The organism is Burkholderia stabilis (assembly GCF_001742165.1).
Classification (GTDB): domain Bacteria; phylum Pseudomonadota; class Gammaproteobacteria; order Burkholderiales; family Burkholderiaceae; genus Burkholderia; species Burkholderia stabilis.
Genome location: NZ_CP016442.1, coordinates 3,245,144 through 3,261,585, shown reverse-complemented (window position 1 = coordinate 3,261,585; position 16,442 = coordinate 3,245,144). Strand labels below are relative to the sequence as shown.

Sequence of the window (16,442 nt, the reverse complement as noted above, 5' to 3'; positions counted from 1 at the left end):
TTGTCGCAGAAGCCGCTTCGCGCCGCTGCCGGCGGCCTCGCCGGCCTGCCTGCGCGCGGCGGTCTATTTATTACAGGATGAAAGCCCCCGCCATGACCGATTCGACCCTCGACCTCCCGCAAAAACAGCCCGCGCTGCGCGTCGTCCCGCAACCGCACGACGCGAACGTCCATGGCGACGTGTTCGGCGGCTGGATCATGTCGCAGGTCGACATCGCCGGCTCGATCCCCGCGAGCCAGCGCGCGAACGGCCGCGTCGCGACGGTCGCGGTCAACTCGTTCGTGTTCAAGCAGCCGGTGTTCGTCGGCGATCTGCTGAGCTTCTACGCAACCATCACGCGCACCGGCAACACGTCGATCACGGTCGACGTCGAGGTCTATGCGCAACGCATGCGCCTGATGGGCGAAGTCGTGAAGGTCACGGAAGCGACGCTCACGTACGTCGCGACCGGCCCGGACCGCAAGCCGCGGCAACTGCCGCCGCTCTGACGGGCGAGCGCCCGGCACCCGGCCGCGTCAGTGCGTGGCCGTCAGCCCGAACTCCCGCATCGCCGGCAGGAAATCGTGATTGAGCTTCGGCTTGCGCGACAGCTTCACCAGCACGTAGCGCTGGAACGGCGCGAGCCGCTGCCACTGCGCGAGCGCGGGGGCCGACAGCCCGGCCAGCGCGCTCTGCTGCACGAGCGACTCCGGCACCGTGTCGGTCGCGCGCCAGGTCGGCCGCTCGTCCGGCTGGAACCATGACGGTTCCAGATCGGCGTGCGTGCGCAGCATTTCGAACAGCGCGTGATCGAAATTGGGCTCGATCGCAGTGTCGTCGTCGGCCGGAAAGCGCGCGAGCAGCTTGCGGTCCTCGAGCGGCAGCAGCTGCCACTGCTCGAGCGAAATCCGCAGACCGAAGCGGTCGAGATTGAAACGCACGATCATCGGGATATACGTGAAGTTTTCCGACGAATCGTGTTCGAAATTGAATAGCAGCGGAGCGTCGCTGAGTCCCATGGTCGTTACCTGACGTGGCGGATGCCGGCGCGGCCGGCTTGCCTGAGGTATTTTAGAACCTCTGCGCGCGGGCGGCGGACACGATTGTCGCCGGCCGTGCTTCGAATCAACGGGAGTGCTCGTGAATCCGACCGAATCCGGCGAACTGCGCGACGAACCGCGCGGCGCGATCGAACTGTCCGTGCGCCGCACGCGCGGCGGCGCCGTCGAAACCGCGCACGACTACGTCGGCCAGGAATGGCCCGTCGCACTCGTCTTCAACGGCATCTCGCACGCGGTGATGATGTGCACGCCGTGCGACCTCGAAGCGTTCGCGGTCGGCTTCGCGATCTCGGAAGGGATCGTCGCGCGCGGCAGCGACATCAAGGACATCGAGGTGATCCTGCATGCCGACGCGCCGCTGCCGCACGCGGAAGTGCACCTGGAAGTCGTCCAGCAGGCGTTCGCCGCGCTGAAGGACCGGCGCCGCGCGCTCGCGGGGCGCACGGGCTGCGGCGTGTGCGGGATCGAAAGCATCGACCTGCTCGACCTCGCGCCCGAACGCGTGCCCGATACCGGCTTTCTCGCGCGCCTCGCGCCCGACGCGCTGGCGCGCGCGGCGCATGCGCTGCCGGCCCACCAGGCGCTCACGCGGCTCACCGGCGGCCTGCATGCTGCCGCGTGGTGCGACGCAACAGGCGCGATCCGGATGGCGTTCGAGGATGTCGGCCGCCACAACGCACTGGACAAGCTGATCGGCTCGCTCGTGCTGTCGCGCGCCGACACGACCGACGGCTTCGTGTTCCTGTCGAGCCGCGCGAGCTACGAGCTCGTGCGCAAGGCAGCGCGGGTCGGCATCCCGATGGTTGCGACCATCTCCGCGCCATCTTCGCTCGCGATCGGCATCGCGAAGGCGGCCGGCTTGCGGCTCGTCAGCTTCTGCCGCGAAACCGGCTACGTCGATTACGAAACGGCCTGAGCGGCCGCCTGCGCCGGCGGCGAGCCGCCGGCACCTTCGCGTCCGTCAGTCGAACTGACGGAAATCCGGCTTGCGCTTCTCGAAGAACGCCGTCATCGCCTCGCGCGCTTCCGGCGCACGCAGCATCGCGGAGAAGTGACGCGCCTCCTCGGCCATCCGGGCCGACGTGGCCACGCCGCCCGTATCCTTCAGCAGCGCCTTCGTCACGCGCAGCGACGACGCCGGCAGCGCCGCGAGCTTCGCCGCCTGCTTCGCCGCGAACGCGTCGAGCTCGGCAGCCGGCAGCACGCGGTTGACGATACCGATCCGGTGCGCTTCCAGCGCGTCGAACGCCTCGCCGAGCAACAGCTTCTCGGCTGCGACCTGATGGCCGGCCAGACGCGGCAGCAGCACGCTCGACGCGGCTTCCGGGCACAGCCCGAGCTGCGCGAACGGCAGCGAGAACGTCGCGGTGTCGGCCGCGTAGACCAGATCGCAATGCAGCAGCATCGTCACGCCGACACCGATCGCCAGGCCCGGCACCGCGACCACGATCGGCTTGCTCGCACTGCTGATCCGCGCGAGAAACTGGAACACCGGCGCGGTATCGTCCTTCGGCGGCGACTTCAGGAAATCCTCGAGATCGTTCCCCGCAGTGAAATTGCCGTCGCCTCCGCGCAGCAAAATCACGCGAACCGCGTTGTCTTCCTCGGCCTCGGCGAGCGCATCGGCCATCGTCTGGTACATCGCCGCCGTCAGCGCATTCTTCTTCGCCGGGCGCGCGATCGTGATCGTCAGCACGCCGTCGGCGCGTTCCACTTGAATTTCGGCCACAACCGTCTCCTTTGACTTTCCTCTATCGGAATGAAAAAACGGTGCGCGAGCTCGTGGCCCGCGCACCGTCGTCGCTTTTCGTCGCGTCCCGCTTACAGGCGTTCGATGATGCCCGCGGCACCCATGCCGGTGCCGACGCACATCGTGACCATCCCGTACTTCAGGTTGCGGCGGCGCAGGCCGTGCACGACGGTCGCCGCGCGGATCGCGCCGGTCGCGCCGAGCGGGTGACCAAGCGCGATCGCGCCGCCCAGCGGGTTGACCTTCGACGGATCGAGGCCGAGATCGCGGATCACCGCCAGCGATTGCGCGGCAAACGCTTCGTTCAGCTCGATCCAGTCGAGATCGTCCTGCTTCAGGCCCGCGGCCTTCAGCGCGGCCGGAATCGCTTCCTTCGGACCGATGCCCATGATTTCCGGCGGCACGCCGCGCACGGCGAAGCTCACGAAACGCGCGAGCGGCGTCAGGTTGAACTCCTTGAGCACCTTCTCCGATACGACGAGCAGCGCACCCGCGCCGTCCGACGTCTGCGAGCTGTTGCCGGCCGTGACCGAGCCCTTGTTCGCGAACACCGTGCGCAGCTTCGCGAGGCCTTCGATCGACGTATCGGCACGCGGGCCTTCGTCGAGCTTGATCTCGCGCGTCTTGACGTCGACTTCACCCGTCGCCAGGTTCGGGAAACGCTCGGTGATCGTATATGCGGCGATCTCGTCGTTGAACTCGCCGGCCTGCTGCGCGGCGAGCGCCTTGCGGTGCGACTCGACCGAGAACGCGTCCTGGTCTTCGCGGCTCACCTTCCATTGTTCGGCGACGCGCTCGGCCGTCAGGCCCATCCCGTAAGCAATGCCGAAGTCTTCGTTGCGATCGAAGATATGCGGCGACATCGACGGCTTGTTGCCCATCATCGGCACCATGCTCATCGATTCGCAGCCGCCTGCGAACAGCGCGTCCGATTCACCGACGCGAATGCGGTCGGCCGCCATCGCGAGCGCCGTGATGCCCGATGCGCAGAAGCGGTTGACCGTCACGCCGCCGACCGTCTGCGGCAGGCCCGCGAGCAGCGCGCCCATGCGCGCGACGTTCAGGCCCTGCTCGGCTTCCGGAATCGCACAGCCGATGATCGCGTCTTCGATCAGCTTCGTGTCGAAGCCGGGCACCTGTGCGACCGCCGACTTGATCGCGTGCACCAGCAGCTCGTCCGGGCGCGTGTTCTTGAACACACCGCGCGGAGCCTTGCCGATCGGGGTGCGGCTGGCGGCGACGATGTATGCGTCCTGCAATTGTTTGCTCATTTCAAACTCCTGTTGGACGGAGCGAGGGCTTCGGCACCCGCTCCGGTCCCATGCAAAGTTGTCCGCTCGCTCAGTTACGCACCGGCTTGCCGGTCTGCAACATGCCCATGATCCGTTCCTGCGTCTTCTGCGTGCCGAGCAGCTCGACGAACGCGCGGCGCTCGAGCGCGAGCAGCCATTGCTCGTCGACGAGGCTGCCGGCTTCGACGTCGCCGCCGCACACGGCTTCGGCGATGCGGCTCGCGATCAGGTAATCGTGGTCGCTGATGAAACGGCCGTCACGCATGTTGACGAGCGATGCCTTGATCGTCGCGATCGCCGAGCGACCCGCGACCGGCACGTCCTTCGCCCGCAGCGGTGCGCGATAGCCGGTTGCGGCCAGCGCGCGCGCTTCCTTCTTCGCCGTGTCGAGCAACTCGAACACGTTGAAGATGATCGTGTCGGACGGCTTCACGTAACCCATCGCACGCGCATCGTGCGCGGATGCCGACACCTTCGCCATCGCCGCGTTCTCGAACGACTTCGTGACGAACTTCAGGATGTCGGTGGTCGCGTTCGCTGCCGTTGCGGCTTCCGCCGCGCGCAGCGCCGCTTCCTTCAGGCCGCCGCCCGCCGGCACGAGGCCGACGCCCACTTCGACGAGGCCGATGTAGCTCTCGACGTGCACGACGCGCTTCGCGCTGTGCAGCATCAGCTCGCACCCGCCACCGAGCGCGATGCCCGACACGGCCGCGACGACCGGCACGTTCGCGTACTTCACGCGCAGCATGCCTTCCTGGAACTTCTTCACGAACGGCTCGATACCCTTCGCGCCGCCCATCATGAACGCGGGCATCGCCTCTTCGAGGTTCGCGCCGGCCGAGAACGGGCCGCCCGGCGTGCCGAGCTTCAGCGACGTCGGCTGCCAGATCACCACGCCCTTGTAGTCCTTCTCCGCGAGCTCGATCGCCTGCACGAGGCCGTCGATCACGCTCGGCCCGATCGTGTTCATCTTCGACTTGAACGACACGATCACGACGTCGTCCTCGCCCGCACGATCATCGACCCATGCGCGCACCGCGTCGGTTTCGAACAGCGTCTTGCCGTAGGTCTTCGGATCGGCGCCCGTTTCGCCGAGCAACGGCGCGCGGAACACCTGCTTGCCGTAGACGGCGAGATCCGAACGCGGCACGAAGCGCTTCGACGCCGGCGCCCACGAGCCTTCGGCCGTGTGCACGCCGCCCTTCTCGGCAACCTCGCCTTCGAGCACCCACGACGGCAGCGGCACGTTCGCGAGCACCTTGCCGGCCGCGATGTCTTCCTGCACCCACTCGGCGACCTGCTTCCAGCCGGCAGCCTGCCAGCCTTCGAACGGGCCTTCGTTCCAGCCGAAGCCCCAACGGATCGCGAGGTCGACGTCGCGCGCGTTGTCGGCGATCGATTCGAGATGCACGCCGATGTAATGGAACACGTCGCGGAAGATCGACCACAGGAACTGCGCGTGCGGATGGTCCGTCTCGCGCAGCAGCTTCAGGCGCTCGGCCGGCGGACGCTTCAGGATGCGGGCGACGGTCTCGTCAGCCTTCGCGCCCGAATCGACGTAGGTGCCCGTCTTCGCGTCGAGCACCTTGATCGCCTTGCCTTCCTTCTTGTAGAAACCGCCGCCCGTCTTCTGGCCGAGCGCGCCCTGCTTCACCAGTTCGGCGAGCACGGCAGGCGTCTGGTAGACCGGGAAGAACGGATCGTCGGCGAGGTTGTCCTGCATCGTCTTGATCACGTGCGCCATCGTGTCGAGGCCGACCACGTCCGCGGTGCGGAACGTCGCCGACTTCGCGCGGCCGAGGCGGCTGCCCGTCAGGTCGTCGACTTCGTCGAAGCGCAGGCCGAACTTCGCGGCCTCGGTGATCACCGCGAGGATCGAGAAGATCCCGACGCGGTTCGCGATGAAGTTCGGCGTGTCCTTCGCGCGCACGACGCCCTTGCCGACGATGCTCGTCAGGAACGTCTCGAGCTGGTCGAGAATCTCCGGGCGCGTATGCGCGGTCGGAATCAGCTCGACGAGGTGCATGTAGCGCGGCGGGTTGAAGAAGTGCACGCCGCAGAAGCGCGACTTCAGCTCGTCCGAGAAACCTTCGGACAGCTTCGTGATCGACAGGCCCGACGTGTTGGTCGCGAAGATCGCGTTCGGCGCGATGTGCGGCGCGACCTTCTTGTACAGGTCGTGCTTCCAGTCCATCCGCTCGGCGATCGCTTCGATCACGACGTCGCACTCGGCGAGCTTCGCGATGTCGTCTTCGTAGTTCGCGGCTTCGAGGTATTTCGCGTCGTCCTTCACGCCGAACGGCGCGGGCGACAGCTTCTTCAGGTTCTCGATCGCCTTCAGCGCGATCGCGTTTTTCGGGCCTTCCTTGGCCGGCAGGTCGAACAGCAGCACCGGCACGCGCGCGTTGATGAGGTGCGCGGCGATTTGCGCGCCCATCACGCCGGCGCCCAGCACGGCGACCTTGCGAATCAGGAAATTGCTCACGGGATGTCTCCGGAGATAGTGTCGTGCAGCGCGGAATGTGAGGGCTGCACGGCGAAGTGAGTACCAGGAACCGTTGCGTTCGGGCGGCGCGCATCGCGCACCGCCCGGACTCGCGTCAGAACAGCGATTCGTCGACTTCCATCATCGTCTTCGAACCGGCGCGCGCGGCGCGGATCGTCGACGCCGTCTCGGGCAGCAGGCGCGCGAAGTAGAAGCGGGCCGTCGCGAGCTTCGACTTGTAGAACGGATCGCCCGACGCTTCGTTGTCGAGTGCAAGGCGCGCCATCCGCGCCCAGAAGTACGAGAACACCAGGTGGCCGACGGTACGCAGGTACGGCACGGCGGCAGCGCCGACTTCGTCGGGGTTCTGCATCGCCTTCATGCCGATTTCCATCGTCAGCTTCTGCACCTTGTCGCCGATGTCGGCGAGCGGGTTGATGAACTCGGCCATCTCCGGCTTCACGCCTTCGGCTTCCGCGAATTCCGTGACGAGCTTGCCGAACTTCTTCAGCTTCGCGCCCATGTCGCCGAGCACCTTGCGGCCCAGCAGGTCGAGCGACTGGATCGAGTTCGTGCCTTCGTAGATCATGTTGATCCGCGCGTCGCGCACGTACTGCTCCATGCCCCACTCGGAGATGAAGCCGTGGCCGCCGTAGATCTGCATCGCGTGGTTGGTCGACTCGAACGCGTTGTCGGTCAGGAACGCCTTGATGATCGGCGTGAGCAGCGCGACGAGATCGGCCGCTTCCTTGCGCACCGCTTCGTCACCGTGCGACAGCTCCTTGTCGATCTGCAGCGCGGACCAGTACGTGAACGCACGCGCGCCTTCCGCGTACGCCTTCTGCGTGAGCAGCATGCGGCGCACGTCCGGGTGCACGATGATCGGGTCGGCCGGTTTGTCCGGTGCCTTCGGGCCCGTCAGCGAGCGCATCTGCAGGCGCTCCTTCGCATACGTGAGCGAGTTCTGGTACGCGACTTCCGTGAGGCCGAGGCCCTGCATGCCGACGCCGAGGCGCGCGGCATTCATCATCACGAACATCGCGTTCAAGCCCTTGTTCGGCTCGCCGACCAGCCAGCCCTTCGCGCCGTCGAGGTTCATCACGCACGTCGAGTTGCCGTGGATGCCCATCTTGTGCTCGATCGAGCCGCACTTGATGCCGTTGCGCTCGCCCGGCTCGCCCGCTGCGTCGGGGATGAACTTCGGCACGATGAACAGCGAGATCCCCTTCGTGCCCTGCGGCGCTTCAGGCAAGCGCGCGAGCACGAGGTGGACGATGTTCTTCGACATGTCGTGCTCGCCGCTCGAGATGAAGATCTTCGTGCCGCTGATCGAGTACGAGCCGTCGCCGTTCGGTTCGGCCTTGGTGCGCAGGATGCCGAGGTCGGTGCCGCAGTGCGGCTCGGTCAGACACATCGTGCCCGTCCATTCGCCCGACACGAGCTTCGGCAGATATTGCTTCTGGAGTTCCGGCGCGCCGTGCGCGTGCAGGCATTCGTACGCGCCGTGCGACAGGCCCGGATACATCGTCCATGCCTGGTTCGCCGAGTTCAGCATTTCGTAGAGCGCGTTGTTCACGAACGCGGGCAGGCCCTGGCCGCCATAGTCCGGATCGCAGCCGAGCGCCGGCCAGCCGGCCTCGACGTATTGCTGGTAGGCCTCCTTGAAGCCGGTCGGGGTCTTCACGACGCCGTCGCCTTCATACGTGCAGCCTTCGCGATCGCCGACCTGGTTCAGCGGGAACAGCACCTCGGAGCAGAACTTGCCCGCTTCTTCGAGGACCTGGTTGATCGTGTCGGCGTCGAGGTCCGCATGCTTGGGCATTTGCTTGACTTCGGCTTCGACGTTCAGAAGCTCGTGCAACACGAATTGCATGTCGCGCAGCGGCGCGGCGTACTGTCCCATGACTCTCTCCAAAGGTGGGCAAAACGGCTCGAGCTCCTGGCGGGCGGGTCACGCGCCGCTAACGGCTCTCGCTCTGATACGAAACAATCGTCTTTTCCAGCGCGGCCCACGTGAGGCGCACGGCATCCGGCGAATGCAGGAAACGTGCGTCGTGATGCAGGCCGAGCGTGAAGCTGTACAACTCGAAGAGCATCAGGTCCGGATCGGTATCCGCACGCAGATGGCCTTCTTCCTTCGCCTGCGAAATGGCACGCAGCATCGCGGCACGCCAGGCCGTCACGCTCGCGATCAACTGCTCGCGCACGGGGCTGTCAGGCCGGTCGTCGTACTCGACGGCACCGCTGATGTAGATGCATCCCGTCGTCACCTCCTGGATGCGCTTCTCCGTCCAGCGGGCCAGCATCGCCCGAAGGCGCGGCAAGCCGCGCGGTTCGCGCAGGCTCGGAAAGAACACCTCGTTTTCGAAACGATGGTGATACTCGCGGACGACCTCCACCTGCAGGTCCTCACGCGATCCGAAGTGCGCGAACACACCGCTCTTGCTCATCTGCATGCGCTCGGCCAGCAGGCCGATCGTCAGCCCCTCCAGCCCGTCACGGCTGGCGAGGTCCAAAGCAGCTTCAAGTATCGCGGCACGCGTCTGTTCGCCTTTTCGCATAGCTATTTCTGTAACCGTTCGGGGGTTCGAATAAAATCGAACGGCCGTACTATTATTGAGTGCGGCCGCTCGCGAAACAAGGAAATTATTAGAAACCGGTGTCTAACCGAGCCGCTATTTTGCGCGATTCCGGCGAGGCCGGAGCGGCTTTTCCGCACGAACGTGCGGACAGATTTTTTGAAGCGAACGTTTAGTTCGTCTCAGTCGTAGCTGCCGACCGTCAGCGCCTTCATCACGAGGCGATACGCCGTGTAGGCGAGCCAGTTCAGCATACGCTCGATGCGCGGGCGCGCGGCGAACCGCGCGGGGTCGATCTCCCGGCCGTCGGCGAACGCGGCCGCGATCGCGTCGCGCAGTTCGTTCGTGACCGCGTCGTAGCGCACGAGCACGACATTGGCCTCATTGTTCAACATCAGGCTCAGCGCGTCCAGATTCGACGAGCCGACCGTCGCCCAGTTGTCGTCGATCACGGCTACCTTGCCGTGCAGCATCGTCTTGTCGTATTCGGCCACGCGCACGCCCGCGCGCAACAGCGTGTGATAGAGGAACGGCACGGCCGTATCGAGCGCCGCGAACTCCTTGCGCCCGATCAGGATACGCACGTCGACGCCGCGTCGCGCGGCGCCCGTCAGCGCGCGGCGCAGCTTGCGGCCCGGCATGAAGTACGGATTCGCGAGCAGGATCTGCTGGCGCGCCTGGCCGATCGCCGCGAGATAGGCCTTCTCGATCGCGCGGCGGTTCACGACGTTGTCGCGCGCGACGAAAGCGACGCTCGGCTCCGTCACGACCCGCAGCGCACCGGCCTTGATCCACCGGTGGCTGCGCATCCAGCGCCGGAACATGTCCGGGAACGCTTCGCCGCCGTGCAGCCCGGCCGCGTACTGCGCATACGGCTTGTGGCCGAACTGGATCCGGTGCCATTGCAGCTCGAACGCGGCTCGCACGTCGGACACCGCGGGCCCCGCCATCTCGACCGCGAAATCCCAGCGCGGAAACGGCAGCGTCGCGCCGCCCTGCGCATAGTCGTCGATGATGTTGATGCCGCCGCAGAACGCAGCGGCGTGATCGATCACCGCGAGCTTGCGGTGCGTGCGCGAAAAGCCGAAGCGGCCGAACAGGAAGCGGTTGTAGATGCAGTGCTCGACGCCGGATTGCGCCCACGTGTCGAACAGCGGCAGGCGCGCGGTGCCGATGCCGTCGGTGATCACGCGCACGCGCACGCCGCGCTGCGCAGCACGGATCAGCGCATCCGACACCGGGCGGCCGGCCGCGTCGTCGCAGAAGATGTAGGTTTCGAGCATCACCTGCTCGCGCGCGGCGTCGATCCGCTCGATCAACGCGCGGAAGAATTCACCGCCGCCTTCGCACAGCCGCACCGTGTTGCCCGACGTGAATGCGAGTCGCGACGCCGAGCCGCGTTCCTGCAGGAACATCTGCCGCAATTGCGCGAAGCGCTTGCGGGTCTCCGCATTCATGCGGACGAGCCGTGCGGCGCGCGCGAGAGCACCATGCGCGCGGGCAATTGCAGGATCGCCTCGGCGTTCGACGGCGAAAAGCAGCGCGCGGCAGCCTCGCGGAACGGCAGCCAGGCGTGATCGACATGCTCGCGCGGCGACAGTGTCACGTCGACGCGATGCGGCACGCACAGGCCGAACCAGTGTTCGGTATTGCGCGTGACGCCCGGTGCATAGCGGTGCAGGTATTGCGGATAGATGCCGTATTCGATCCGGTGGCGCCAGTCGACGAGCGCGCTGGCGGGCACGTCGGGCGTGCCGACCGAGATGCCGGTTTCCTCGGCCACTTCGCGCGCGGCAGTGACCGCGAGCGGCTCGTCGAGCGCGTCCTTCGATCCGGTCACCGATTGCCAGAAATCGGGCTGGTCGGCACGTTTGATCACCAGCACATCGAGGTCGGGCGTGTAGATCACGACGAGAACGGATTCGGGGATTTTCGGCGGCTTCGTCATCTTTGTTTCATGCGGCACGGGGCCGCGCGCCGGGCATGTGCTCCGAACGTGCGGCAAGTGCTGCGACTGTACCGCAAAAAACGAAAAAGGCGCATCGCAGCGCCTTTTTCGTTTGCTTCGTGTGCGCGTCGCCGCGCACACGCCCTGCCGGAAGCGCGTTACGCCTTCGGCTGCTCCGGCTGACGCAGACGGATGTGCAGTTCGCGCAGTTGACGCTCGTCGACCGGGCTCGGCGCTTGCGTGAGCAGATCCTGCGCACGCTGCGTCTTCGGGAACGCGATCACGTCGCGGATCGAATCGGCGCCGGCCATCATCGTGACGATGCGGTCGAGACCGAATGCGATACCGCCGTGCGGCGGCGCGCCGTACTGCAGCGCGTCCAGCAGGAAGCCGAATTTCAGCTGGGCTTCTTCCGCGCCGATCTTCAGCGCGCGGAACACCTTGCTCTGCACTTCCTCGCGGTGGATACGCACCGAGCCGCCGCCGATTTCCCAGCCGTTCAGCACCATGTCGTATGCCTTCGCGAGGCAGCGGCCCGGATCGGTCTCGAGGTACTCGAGGTGCTCGTCCTTCGGGCTCGTGAACGGGTGGTGGGCAGCGACGTAGCGCGCATCTTCGTCGTCGTATTCGAACATCGGGAAGTCGACGACCCACAGCGGCTTCCAGCCGGCCTGGACGAGGCCGTTGGCCTTGCCGAATTCCGAATGGCCGATCTTCAGGCGCAGCGCGCCGAGGCTGTCGTTGACCACCTTCGCGCGGTCGGCCGCGAAGAAGATGATGTCGCCGTCTTCAGCGCCGGTGCGCTCGAGGATCGCCGCGATCGATGCGTCGTGCAGGTTCTTGACGATCGGGCTCTGCAGGCCGTCGCGGCCCTTCGCCTTCTCGTTGACCTTGATCCATGCGAGGCCCTTCGCGCCGTAGATGCGCACGAATTCCGTGTAACCGTCGATGTCGCCGCGCGACAGCTCGCTGCCCTTCGGCACGCGCAGCGCCGCGACACGGCCGTCCTTCGCGTTGGCCGGCGTGCTGAACACCTTGAAATCGACGTCCTTCATCGCGTCGGTCAGCTCGGTGAATTCGAGCTGCACGCGCAGGTCCGGCTTGTCCGAGCCGAAACGCGCCATCGCTTCCGAGTACGGCATCACCGGGAATTTCGCGTCGAGCTCGACGTCGATCGTCGTCTTGAAGATGTGACGGATCATGTCTTCGAACAGGTCACGAATTTCCTGCTCGCCGAGGAACGACGTCTCGCAGTCGATCTGCGTGAATTCCGGCTGCCGATCGGCGCGAAGGTCTTCGTCGCGGAAGCACTTGGTGATCTGGTAGTAGCGGTCGAAGTTCGCGACCATCAGCAGCTGCTTGAACAGCTGCGGCGACTGCGGCAGCGCGAAGAACTGACCTGCGTTCACGCGCGACGGCACGAGGTAGTCGCGCGCGCCTTCCGGCGTGCTCTTCGTGAGCATCGGCGTTTCGATGTCGATGAAGCCCTGCTCGTCGAGGTACTTGCGCGCCTCGATCGCGACGCGGTAGCGCAGGCGCAGGTTGTGCTGCATCTGCGGACGGCGCAGGTCGAGCACGCGGTGCGTGAGGCGCGTCGTTTCCGACAGGTTGTCGTCGTCGAGCTGGAACGGCGGCGTGACCGATGCGTTCAGCACGTTCAATTCGTGGCACAGCACTTCGATCTTGCCGCTCTTCAGGCCGGCGTTGACCGTGCCGTCCGGACGGTTGCGCACGAGGCCCTTGATCTGCACGCAGAACTCGTTGCGCACGCCTTCGGCGGTCGCGAACATCTCCGCGCGATCCGGGTCGCACACCACCTGCACGAGGCCTTCACGATCGCGCAGGTCGATGAAGATCACACCGCCGTGATCGCGGCGGCGCTGCACCCAGCCGCACAGCGACACGGTTTGGCCCAGCAGGTGTTCGGTCACGAGACCGCAGTATTCAGTACGCATCGACATGATGTTTGCTTTCGTTCGGTTTGATCAACGGGCGCCGCAACGCGCGGCCCGGGCGATGATTCTTTACTTACAGCGGCGGCTCGACGGGGCGGCGGGCGGGCGCCGGAACCGGCGCCGGGGGCGCCACGACGCCCATCGAGACGATGTACTTGAGCGCGGCATCGACCGACATGTCGAGTTCGATGACTTCACTCTTCGGCAGCATCAGGAAGAAGCCGGACGTCGGGTTCGGCGTCGTGGGCACGTACACGCTCACGTACTCTTCCGTCAGATGGTTGACCACGTCGCCGCCGGGCGCGCCGGTCAGAAACGCGATCGTATACGAGCCGCGGCGCGGGTATTCGATCAGTAGCGCCTTGCGGAACGCGTTGCCGCTGCTCGACAGCAGCGTGTCCGACACCTGCTTGACGCTCGTGTAGATCGGCCCGACGACCGGGATGTGACGCACGACCGCGTTCCACCACGTGACGAGCTTCTGGCCGATGAAGTTCCGCGTGGCCAGCCCGACGACAAAGATGAACGCGAGCGTCAGCACCGCGCCGATTCCCGGCAGGTGGAAGCCGAGCATCCGCTCGGGCTGCCACGATTCGGGCAGCAGGAGCAGCGTCTGGTCCATCGTGCCGATGATGAGGCCGAGCACCCACAGCGTGATCGCGAGCGGGACGAGAACCAGCAGGCCGGTCAGAAACACCGATTTCAGGGTCGTCTTTTTCATCATCTGCCGTCAATGAACCGCGCCGATGGCGCGGTGTGGTCGCGGCCCGGTCGAGCCGCGACGGTCAACTACTGGCGGCGGGCGCTGCAGCCGGAACTGGCGCGGCGCTCGTCGTCGTCGTGCTTTCGGTACTCGCCGCAGCCGGCGCGCTGGCGCCGCCAGAACCGCCACGGAAATCGGTGACATACCAACCCGAACCCTTCAGCTGAAAGCCCGCAGCAGTGACCTGCTTGCGAAACGCATCCTTCCCGCATTCCGGGCACTGCGACAGCGGCGCGTCGCTCATCTTCTGGAGCACGTCCTTCGCGAAACCACACGCTTCGCATCGATAGGCGTAGATCGGCATGATATTTTTCCCGCGGAAACTGGAAACGGCTTGCAAAACCTTGAATTATAGCCGAAACCTTCGCGCGTTCCGGTAACGGCCGCTGCGCCCGCGCGTCAGCGGCGGCGCCACGTGAGCCAGCGCTCGTGCCCTTCGAATACGGGCAGCGAATCCGTCACGGGCAAATCCTCGATCAGTTCGAAGTATGGCGTGAGCAGTGCGTCGAGTTCGGCGCGCTCGATTCCGAACGGCGGCCCCTTCGGTTTCGCCATCAGGAAGAAATAGCCGGCCAGCAATGCGTCCGCGGGCAGCAACTCGGCCATCCGCGCCGCGTAGCCGGCGCGCAGGCTCGGCGGCAGCGCGCACAGGAACGCGCGCTCGTACACCCACTGCACGTCGAACGGCGGCTGGTAAGCGAAGAAGTCGGCCTGCTCGACGACGTCCGCATGCGCGCCGAGCTGCGCCTTCGCGGCCGCCACTGCCTGCGCGGCGAAATCGATCGCACGCACGGGCCAGCCGGCTTGCGCGAGCCACCCGGCCTCCTGTGCACTGCCGCAGCCGGGAATCAGCACCGCGCACGGCTCGAGCCGGTGCGCAAATACGCGAAAGCCGTCGGGCACGCCGCCGAACTCCCACGGCGTCACTCCGCGCTCGAAACGTTCGTCCCAGAACGACGCGTTGCCGGGGTCGCGCGTCGCGAAATCGGCGGCCGACGGTGCGGCCGGTTGCTTCGAATCAGGCATCGCGCGACTCCTTTCGGTCATGCGCCGTACGCGAGCGCGAGCAACACGCGCGCGACGAGCGCCCCGACGCCGACGGCAAGGCCGAAGATCAGCAGCGCCTGCAGCAGCCGGTTCGTACGTTTCTGCTCGATGAGGATCTGGCGCATCAGGTCCTCGCTCGCGGCGCGCGGCGCGTCATGGCGCGCCGCCATCGCATGGTGGATCAGGCGCGGCAGCTGCGGCAGCGTCTTGCTCCACTGCGGCGCCTCGACCTTGAAGCGCTCGTACCAGCCGCGCAAGCCGATCTGCTCGGTCATCCAGCGCTCGAGGTACGGCTTCGCGGTCTTCCACAGGTCGAGTTCGGGATCGAGCGAACGGCCAAGCCCTTCGACGTTCAGCATCGTCTTCTGCAGCAGCACGAGTTGCGGCTGGATCTCGACGTTGAAGCGGCGCGACGTCGAGAACAGGCGCATCAGCACCTGGCCGAGCGAGATGTCCTTCAGCGCGCGGTCGAAATACGGCTCGCACACCGCGCGGATCGCGCTTTCGAGTTCCTCGACGCGCGTCTCGGGCGGCACCCAGCCCGATTCGAGGTGCAGCGTCGCGACACGGTGGTAGTCGCGCTTGAAGAACGCGAGGAAGTTCTGCGCGAGGTAGTTCTTGTCGAAATCGGACAGCGCGCCGACGATCCCGAAATCGAGCGCGATGTAGCGGCCGAACGTGTTCGGATCGAGGCTCACCTGGATGTTGCCGGGGTGCATGTCCGCATGGAAGAAGCCGTCGCGGAACACCTGCGTGAAGAAGATCTCGACGCCCTCGCGCGCCAGCTTCTTGATGTCGACGCCAGCCGAGCGCAGCGTCTCGACCTGGCTGATCGGCACGCCGGTCATGCGCTCCATCACGAGCACCTGCGACGTCGAGAAATCCCAGAACATCTCGGGCACGAGCAGCAGGTCGAGGCCCGCGAAGTTGCGGCGCAACTGGCTGCCGTTCGCGGCCTCGCGCATCAAGTCGAGCTCGTCGTGCAGGTACTTGTCGAATTCGGCGACGACCTCGCGCGGTTTCAGGCGCCGGCCGTCGGCCCACATGCGCTCGGTCCAGATCGCGATGTCACGCATCAGCGCGAGATCCGAATCGATCACCGACAGCATGTTCGGACGCAGCACCTTGACTGCGACGGCCTTGCCTGCGTGCACGCCCTGCTTGAGCTTCGCGAAATGCACCTGCGCGATCGACGCGCTCGCGATCGGCTCGCGCTCGAATTCGTCGAACAGCTCGTCGACGGGCGCACCGAGCGACTTCTCGATGATCGCGATCGCGACCGCCGAATCGAACGGGGGCACCTGGTCCTGCAGCTTCGCGAGTTCGTTCGCGAAATCGACGGACAGCAGGTCGCGGCGCGTCGACAGCACCTGGCCGAACTTCACGAAGATCGGGCCGAGGCTTTCGAGCGCGTGACGCAGCCGCACGGCGGGCGGATCGGAATAGCGGCGGCCGATCGTCGTGATCCGCAACAGCAGCTTCACGCGCCGGTCGTCGATCCGGGACAGCATCACTTCGTCGAGACCAAAGCGGATGACGGTGTAGACAATCTTGATGAAACGGAAAATGCGCATGCCCTGCGG

The 16,442-nt window shown here is 66.0% G+C and carries 15 protein-coding genes; 2 read left to right on the top strand and 13 right to left on the bottom strand.

From position 1 onward, the window contains the following. The first annotated feature begins 92 nt into the window (after window positions 1-92). Window positions 93-488: an acyl-CoA thioesterase gene (locus tag BBJ41_RS15200; protein ID WP_043190612.1), complete on the top strand. Its 396-nt coding sequence runs from the start codon at window positions 93-95 to the stop codon at window positions 486-488. Between the two features lie 27 nt (window positions 489-515). Here BBJ41_RS15200 and BBJ41_RS15195 read toward each other — a convergent pair whose 3' ends face one another. Next, window positions 516-998, bottom strand: coding sequence for a nitrate reductase associated protein (locus tag BBJ41_RS15195; protein WP_069747079.1), 483 nt, complete (start codon window positions 996-998; stop codon window positions 516-518). Between the two features lie 115 nt (window positions 999-1,113). Here BBJ41_RS15195 and fdhD point away from each other — a divergent pair, with 115 nt between their 5' ends. After that, window positions 1,114-1,956, top strand: coding sequence for a formate dehydrogenase accessory sulfurtransferase FdhD (gene fdhD, locus BBJ41_RS15190; RefSeq protein ID WP_408611195.1), 843 nt, complete (start codon window positions 1,114-1,116; stop codon window positions 1,954-1,956). Between the two features lie 45 nt (window positions 1,957-2,001). Here fdhD and BBJ41_RS15185 read toward each other — a convergent pair whose 3' ends face one another. The 12 genes from BBJ41_RS15185 to ubiB all read right to left on the bottom strand — a co-directional run bounded on the left by BBJ41_RS15185 (window position 2,002) and on the right by ubiB (window position 16,433). Then, window positions 2,002-2,769 (bottom strand): enoyl-CoA hydratase, encoded by a 768-nt coding sequence (locus BBJ41_RS15185; protein WP_069747078.1) that lies wholly within the window; start codon window positions 2,767-2,769, stop codon window positions 2,002-2,004. A gap of 92 nt (window positions 2,770-2,861) precedes the next feature. Continuing rightward, window positions 2,862-4,061: an acetyl-CoA C-acyltransferase gene (locus BBJ41_RS15180; RefSeq protein ID WP_069747077.1), complete on the bottom strand. Its 1,200-nt coding sequence runs from the start codon at window positions 4,059-4,061 to the stop codon at window positions 2,862-2,864. Window positions 4,062-4,131: 70 nt separating this feature from the next. Beyond that, window positions 4,132-6,567, bottom strand: a complete 2,436-nt coding sequence (locus BBJ41_RS15175) for a 3-hydroxyacyl-CoA dehydrogenase/enoyl-CoA hydratase family protein (RefSeq protein ID WP_069747076.1) — start codon at window positions 6,565-6,567, stop codon at window positions 4,132-4,134. A gap of 115 nt (window positions 6,568-6,682) precedes the next feature. Next, window positions 6,683-8,470: an acyl-CoA dehydrogenase C-terminal domain-containing protein gene (locus tag BBJ41_RS15170; RefSeq protein WP_069747075.1), complete on the bottom strand. Its 1,788-nt coding sequence runs from the start codon at window positions 8,468-8,470 to the stop codon at window positions 6,683-6,685. Between the two features lie 58 nt (window positions 8,471-8,528). Continuing rightward, window positions 8,529-9,128 carry a TetR/AcrR family transcriptional regulator gene (locus tag BBJ41_RS15165; protein WP_006751498.1) on the bottom strand — a complete coding sequence of 200 codons (600 nt, stop codon included), beginning with the start codon at window positions 9,126-9,128 and terminating at the stop codon, window positions 8,529-8,531. 200 nt (window positions 9,129-9,328) lie between these two features. Then, window positions 9,329-10,603 carry a cardiolipin synthase ClsB gene (clsB, locus tag BBJ41_RS15160; RefSeq protein WP_069747074.1) on the bottom strand — a complete coding sequence of 425 codons (1,275 nt, stop codon included), beginning with the start codon at window positions 10,601-10,603 and terminating at the stop codon, window positions 9,329-9,331. Next, window positions 10,600-11,094, bottom strand: coding sequence for a dihydroneopterin triphosphate diphosphatase (gene nudB, locus BBJ41_RS15155; RefSeq protein ID WP_069747073.1), 495 nt, complete (start codon window positions 11,092-11,094; stop codon window positions 10,600-10,602). Before nudB ends, clsB begins: the two co-directional genes overlap by 4 nt. Window positions 11,095-11,252: 158 nt before the next feature. Then, window positions 11,253-13,055 (bottom strand): aspartate--tRNA ligase, encoded by a 1,803-nt coding sequence (aspS, locus tag BBJ41_RS15150; protein WP_069747072.1) that lies wholly within the window; start codon window positions 13,053-13,055, stop codon window positions 11,253-11,255. A 67-nt stretch (window positions 13,056-13,122) separates the two neighbouring features. Beyond that, entirely contained in the window at window positions 13,123-13,773 is a 651-nt protein-coding gene (locus BBJ41_RS15145; protein ID WP_069747071.1) for a DUF502 domain-containing protein, read from the bottom strand. 61 nt (window positions 13,774-13,834) lie between these two features. Beyond that, window positions 13,835-14,116 (bottom strand): FmdB family zinc ribbon protein, encoded by a 282-nt coding sequence (locus BBJ41_RS15140; RefSeq protein WP_069747070.1) that lies wholly within the window; start codon window positions 14,114-14,116, stop codon window positions 13,835-13,837. A gap of 95 nt (window positions 14,117-14,211) precedes the next feature. Further along, complete coding sequence (locus BBJ41_RS15135) at window positions 14,212-14,838, bottom strand: class I SAM-dependent methyltransferase (protein WP_069747726.1); 627 nt, start codon at window positions 14,836-14,838, stop codon at window positions 14,212-14,214. Window positions 14,839-14,855: 17 nt separating this feature from the next. After that, window positions 14,856-16,433, bottom strand: a complete 1,578-nt coding sequence (ubiB, locus tag BBJ41_RS15130; protein ID WP_069747069.1) for a ubiquinone biosynthesis regulatory protein kinase UbiB — start codon at window positions 16,431-16,433, stop codon at window positions 14,856-14,858. Between the last annotated feature and the right edge of the window lie 9 nt (window positions 16,434-16,442).

Bases quoted from the DNA above. Each gene is read 5' to 3' on its own strand.
- BBJ41_RS15200 (WP_043190612.1), top strand. From the start codon at position 93: ATGACCGATTCGACCCTCGACCTCCCGCAAAAACAGCCCGCGCTGCGC.
- BBJ41_RS15195 (WP_069747079.1), bottom strand. From the start codon at position 998: ATGGGACTCAGCGACGCTCCGCTGCTATTCAATTTCGAACACGATTCG.
- BBJ41_RS15180 (WP_069747077.1), bottom strand. From the start codon at position 4,061: ATGAGCAAACAATTGCAGGACGCATACATCGTCGCCGCCAGCCGCACC.
- BBJ41_RS15170 (WP_069747075.1), bottom strand. From the start codon at position 8,470: ATGGGACAGTACGCCGCGCCGCTGCGCGACATGCAATTCGTGTTGCAC.
- BBJ41_RS15165 (WP_006751498.1), bottom strand. From the start codon at position 9,128: ATGCGAAAAGGCGAACAGACGCGTGCCGCGATACTTGAAGCTGCTTTG.
- clsB (WP_069747074.1), bottom strand. From the start codon at position 10,603: ATGAATGCGGAGACCCGCAAGCGCTTCGCGCAATTGCGGCAGATGTTC.
- nudB (WP_069747073.1), bottom strand. From the start codon at position 11,094: ATGACGAAGCCGCCGAAAATCCCCGAATCCGTTCTCGTCGTGATCTAC.
- aspS (WP_069747072.1), bottom strand. From the start codon at position 13,055: ATGTCGATGCGTACTGAATACTGCGGTCTCGTGACCGAACACCTGCTG.
- BBJ41_RS15145 (WP_069747071.1), bottom strand. From the start codon at position 13,773: ATGATGAAAAAGACGACCCTGAAATCGGTGTTTCTGACCGGCCTGCTG.
- BBJ41_RS15140 (WP_069747070.1), bottom strand. From the start codon at position 14,116: ATGCCGATCTACGCCTATCGATGCGAAGCGTGTGGTTTCGCGAAGGAC.
- BBJ41_RS15135 (WP_069747726.1), bottom strand. From the start codon at position 14,838: ATGCCTGATTCGAAGCAACCGGCCGCACCGTCGGCCGCCGATTTCGCG.
- ubiB (WP_069747069.1), bottom strand. From the start codon at position 16,433: ATGCGCATTTTCCGTTTCATCAAGATTGTCTACACCGTCATCCGCTTT.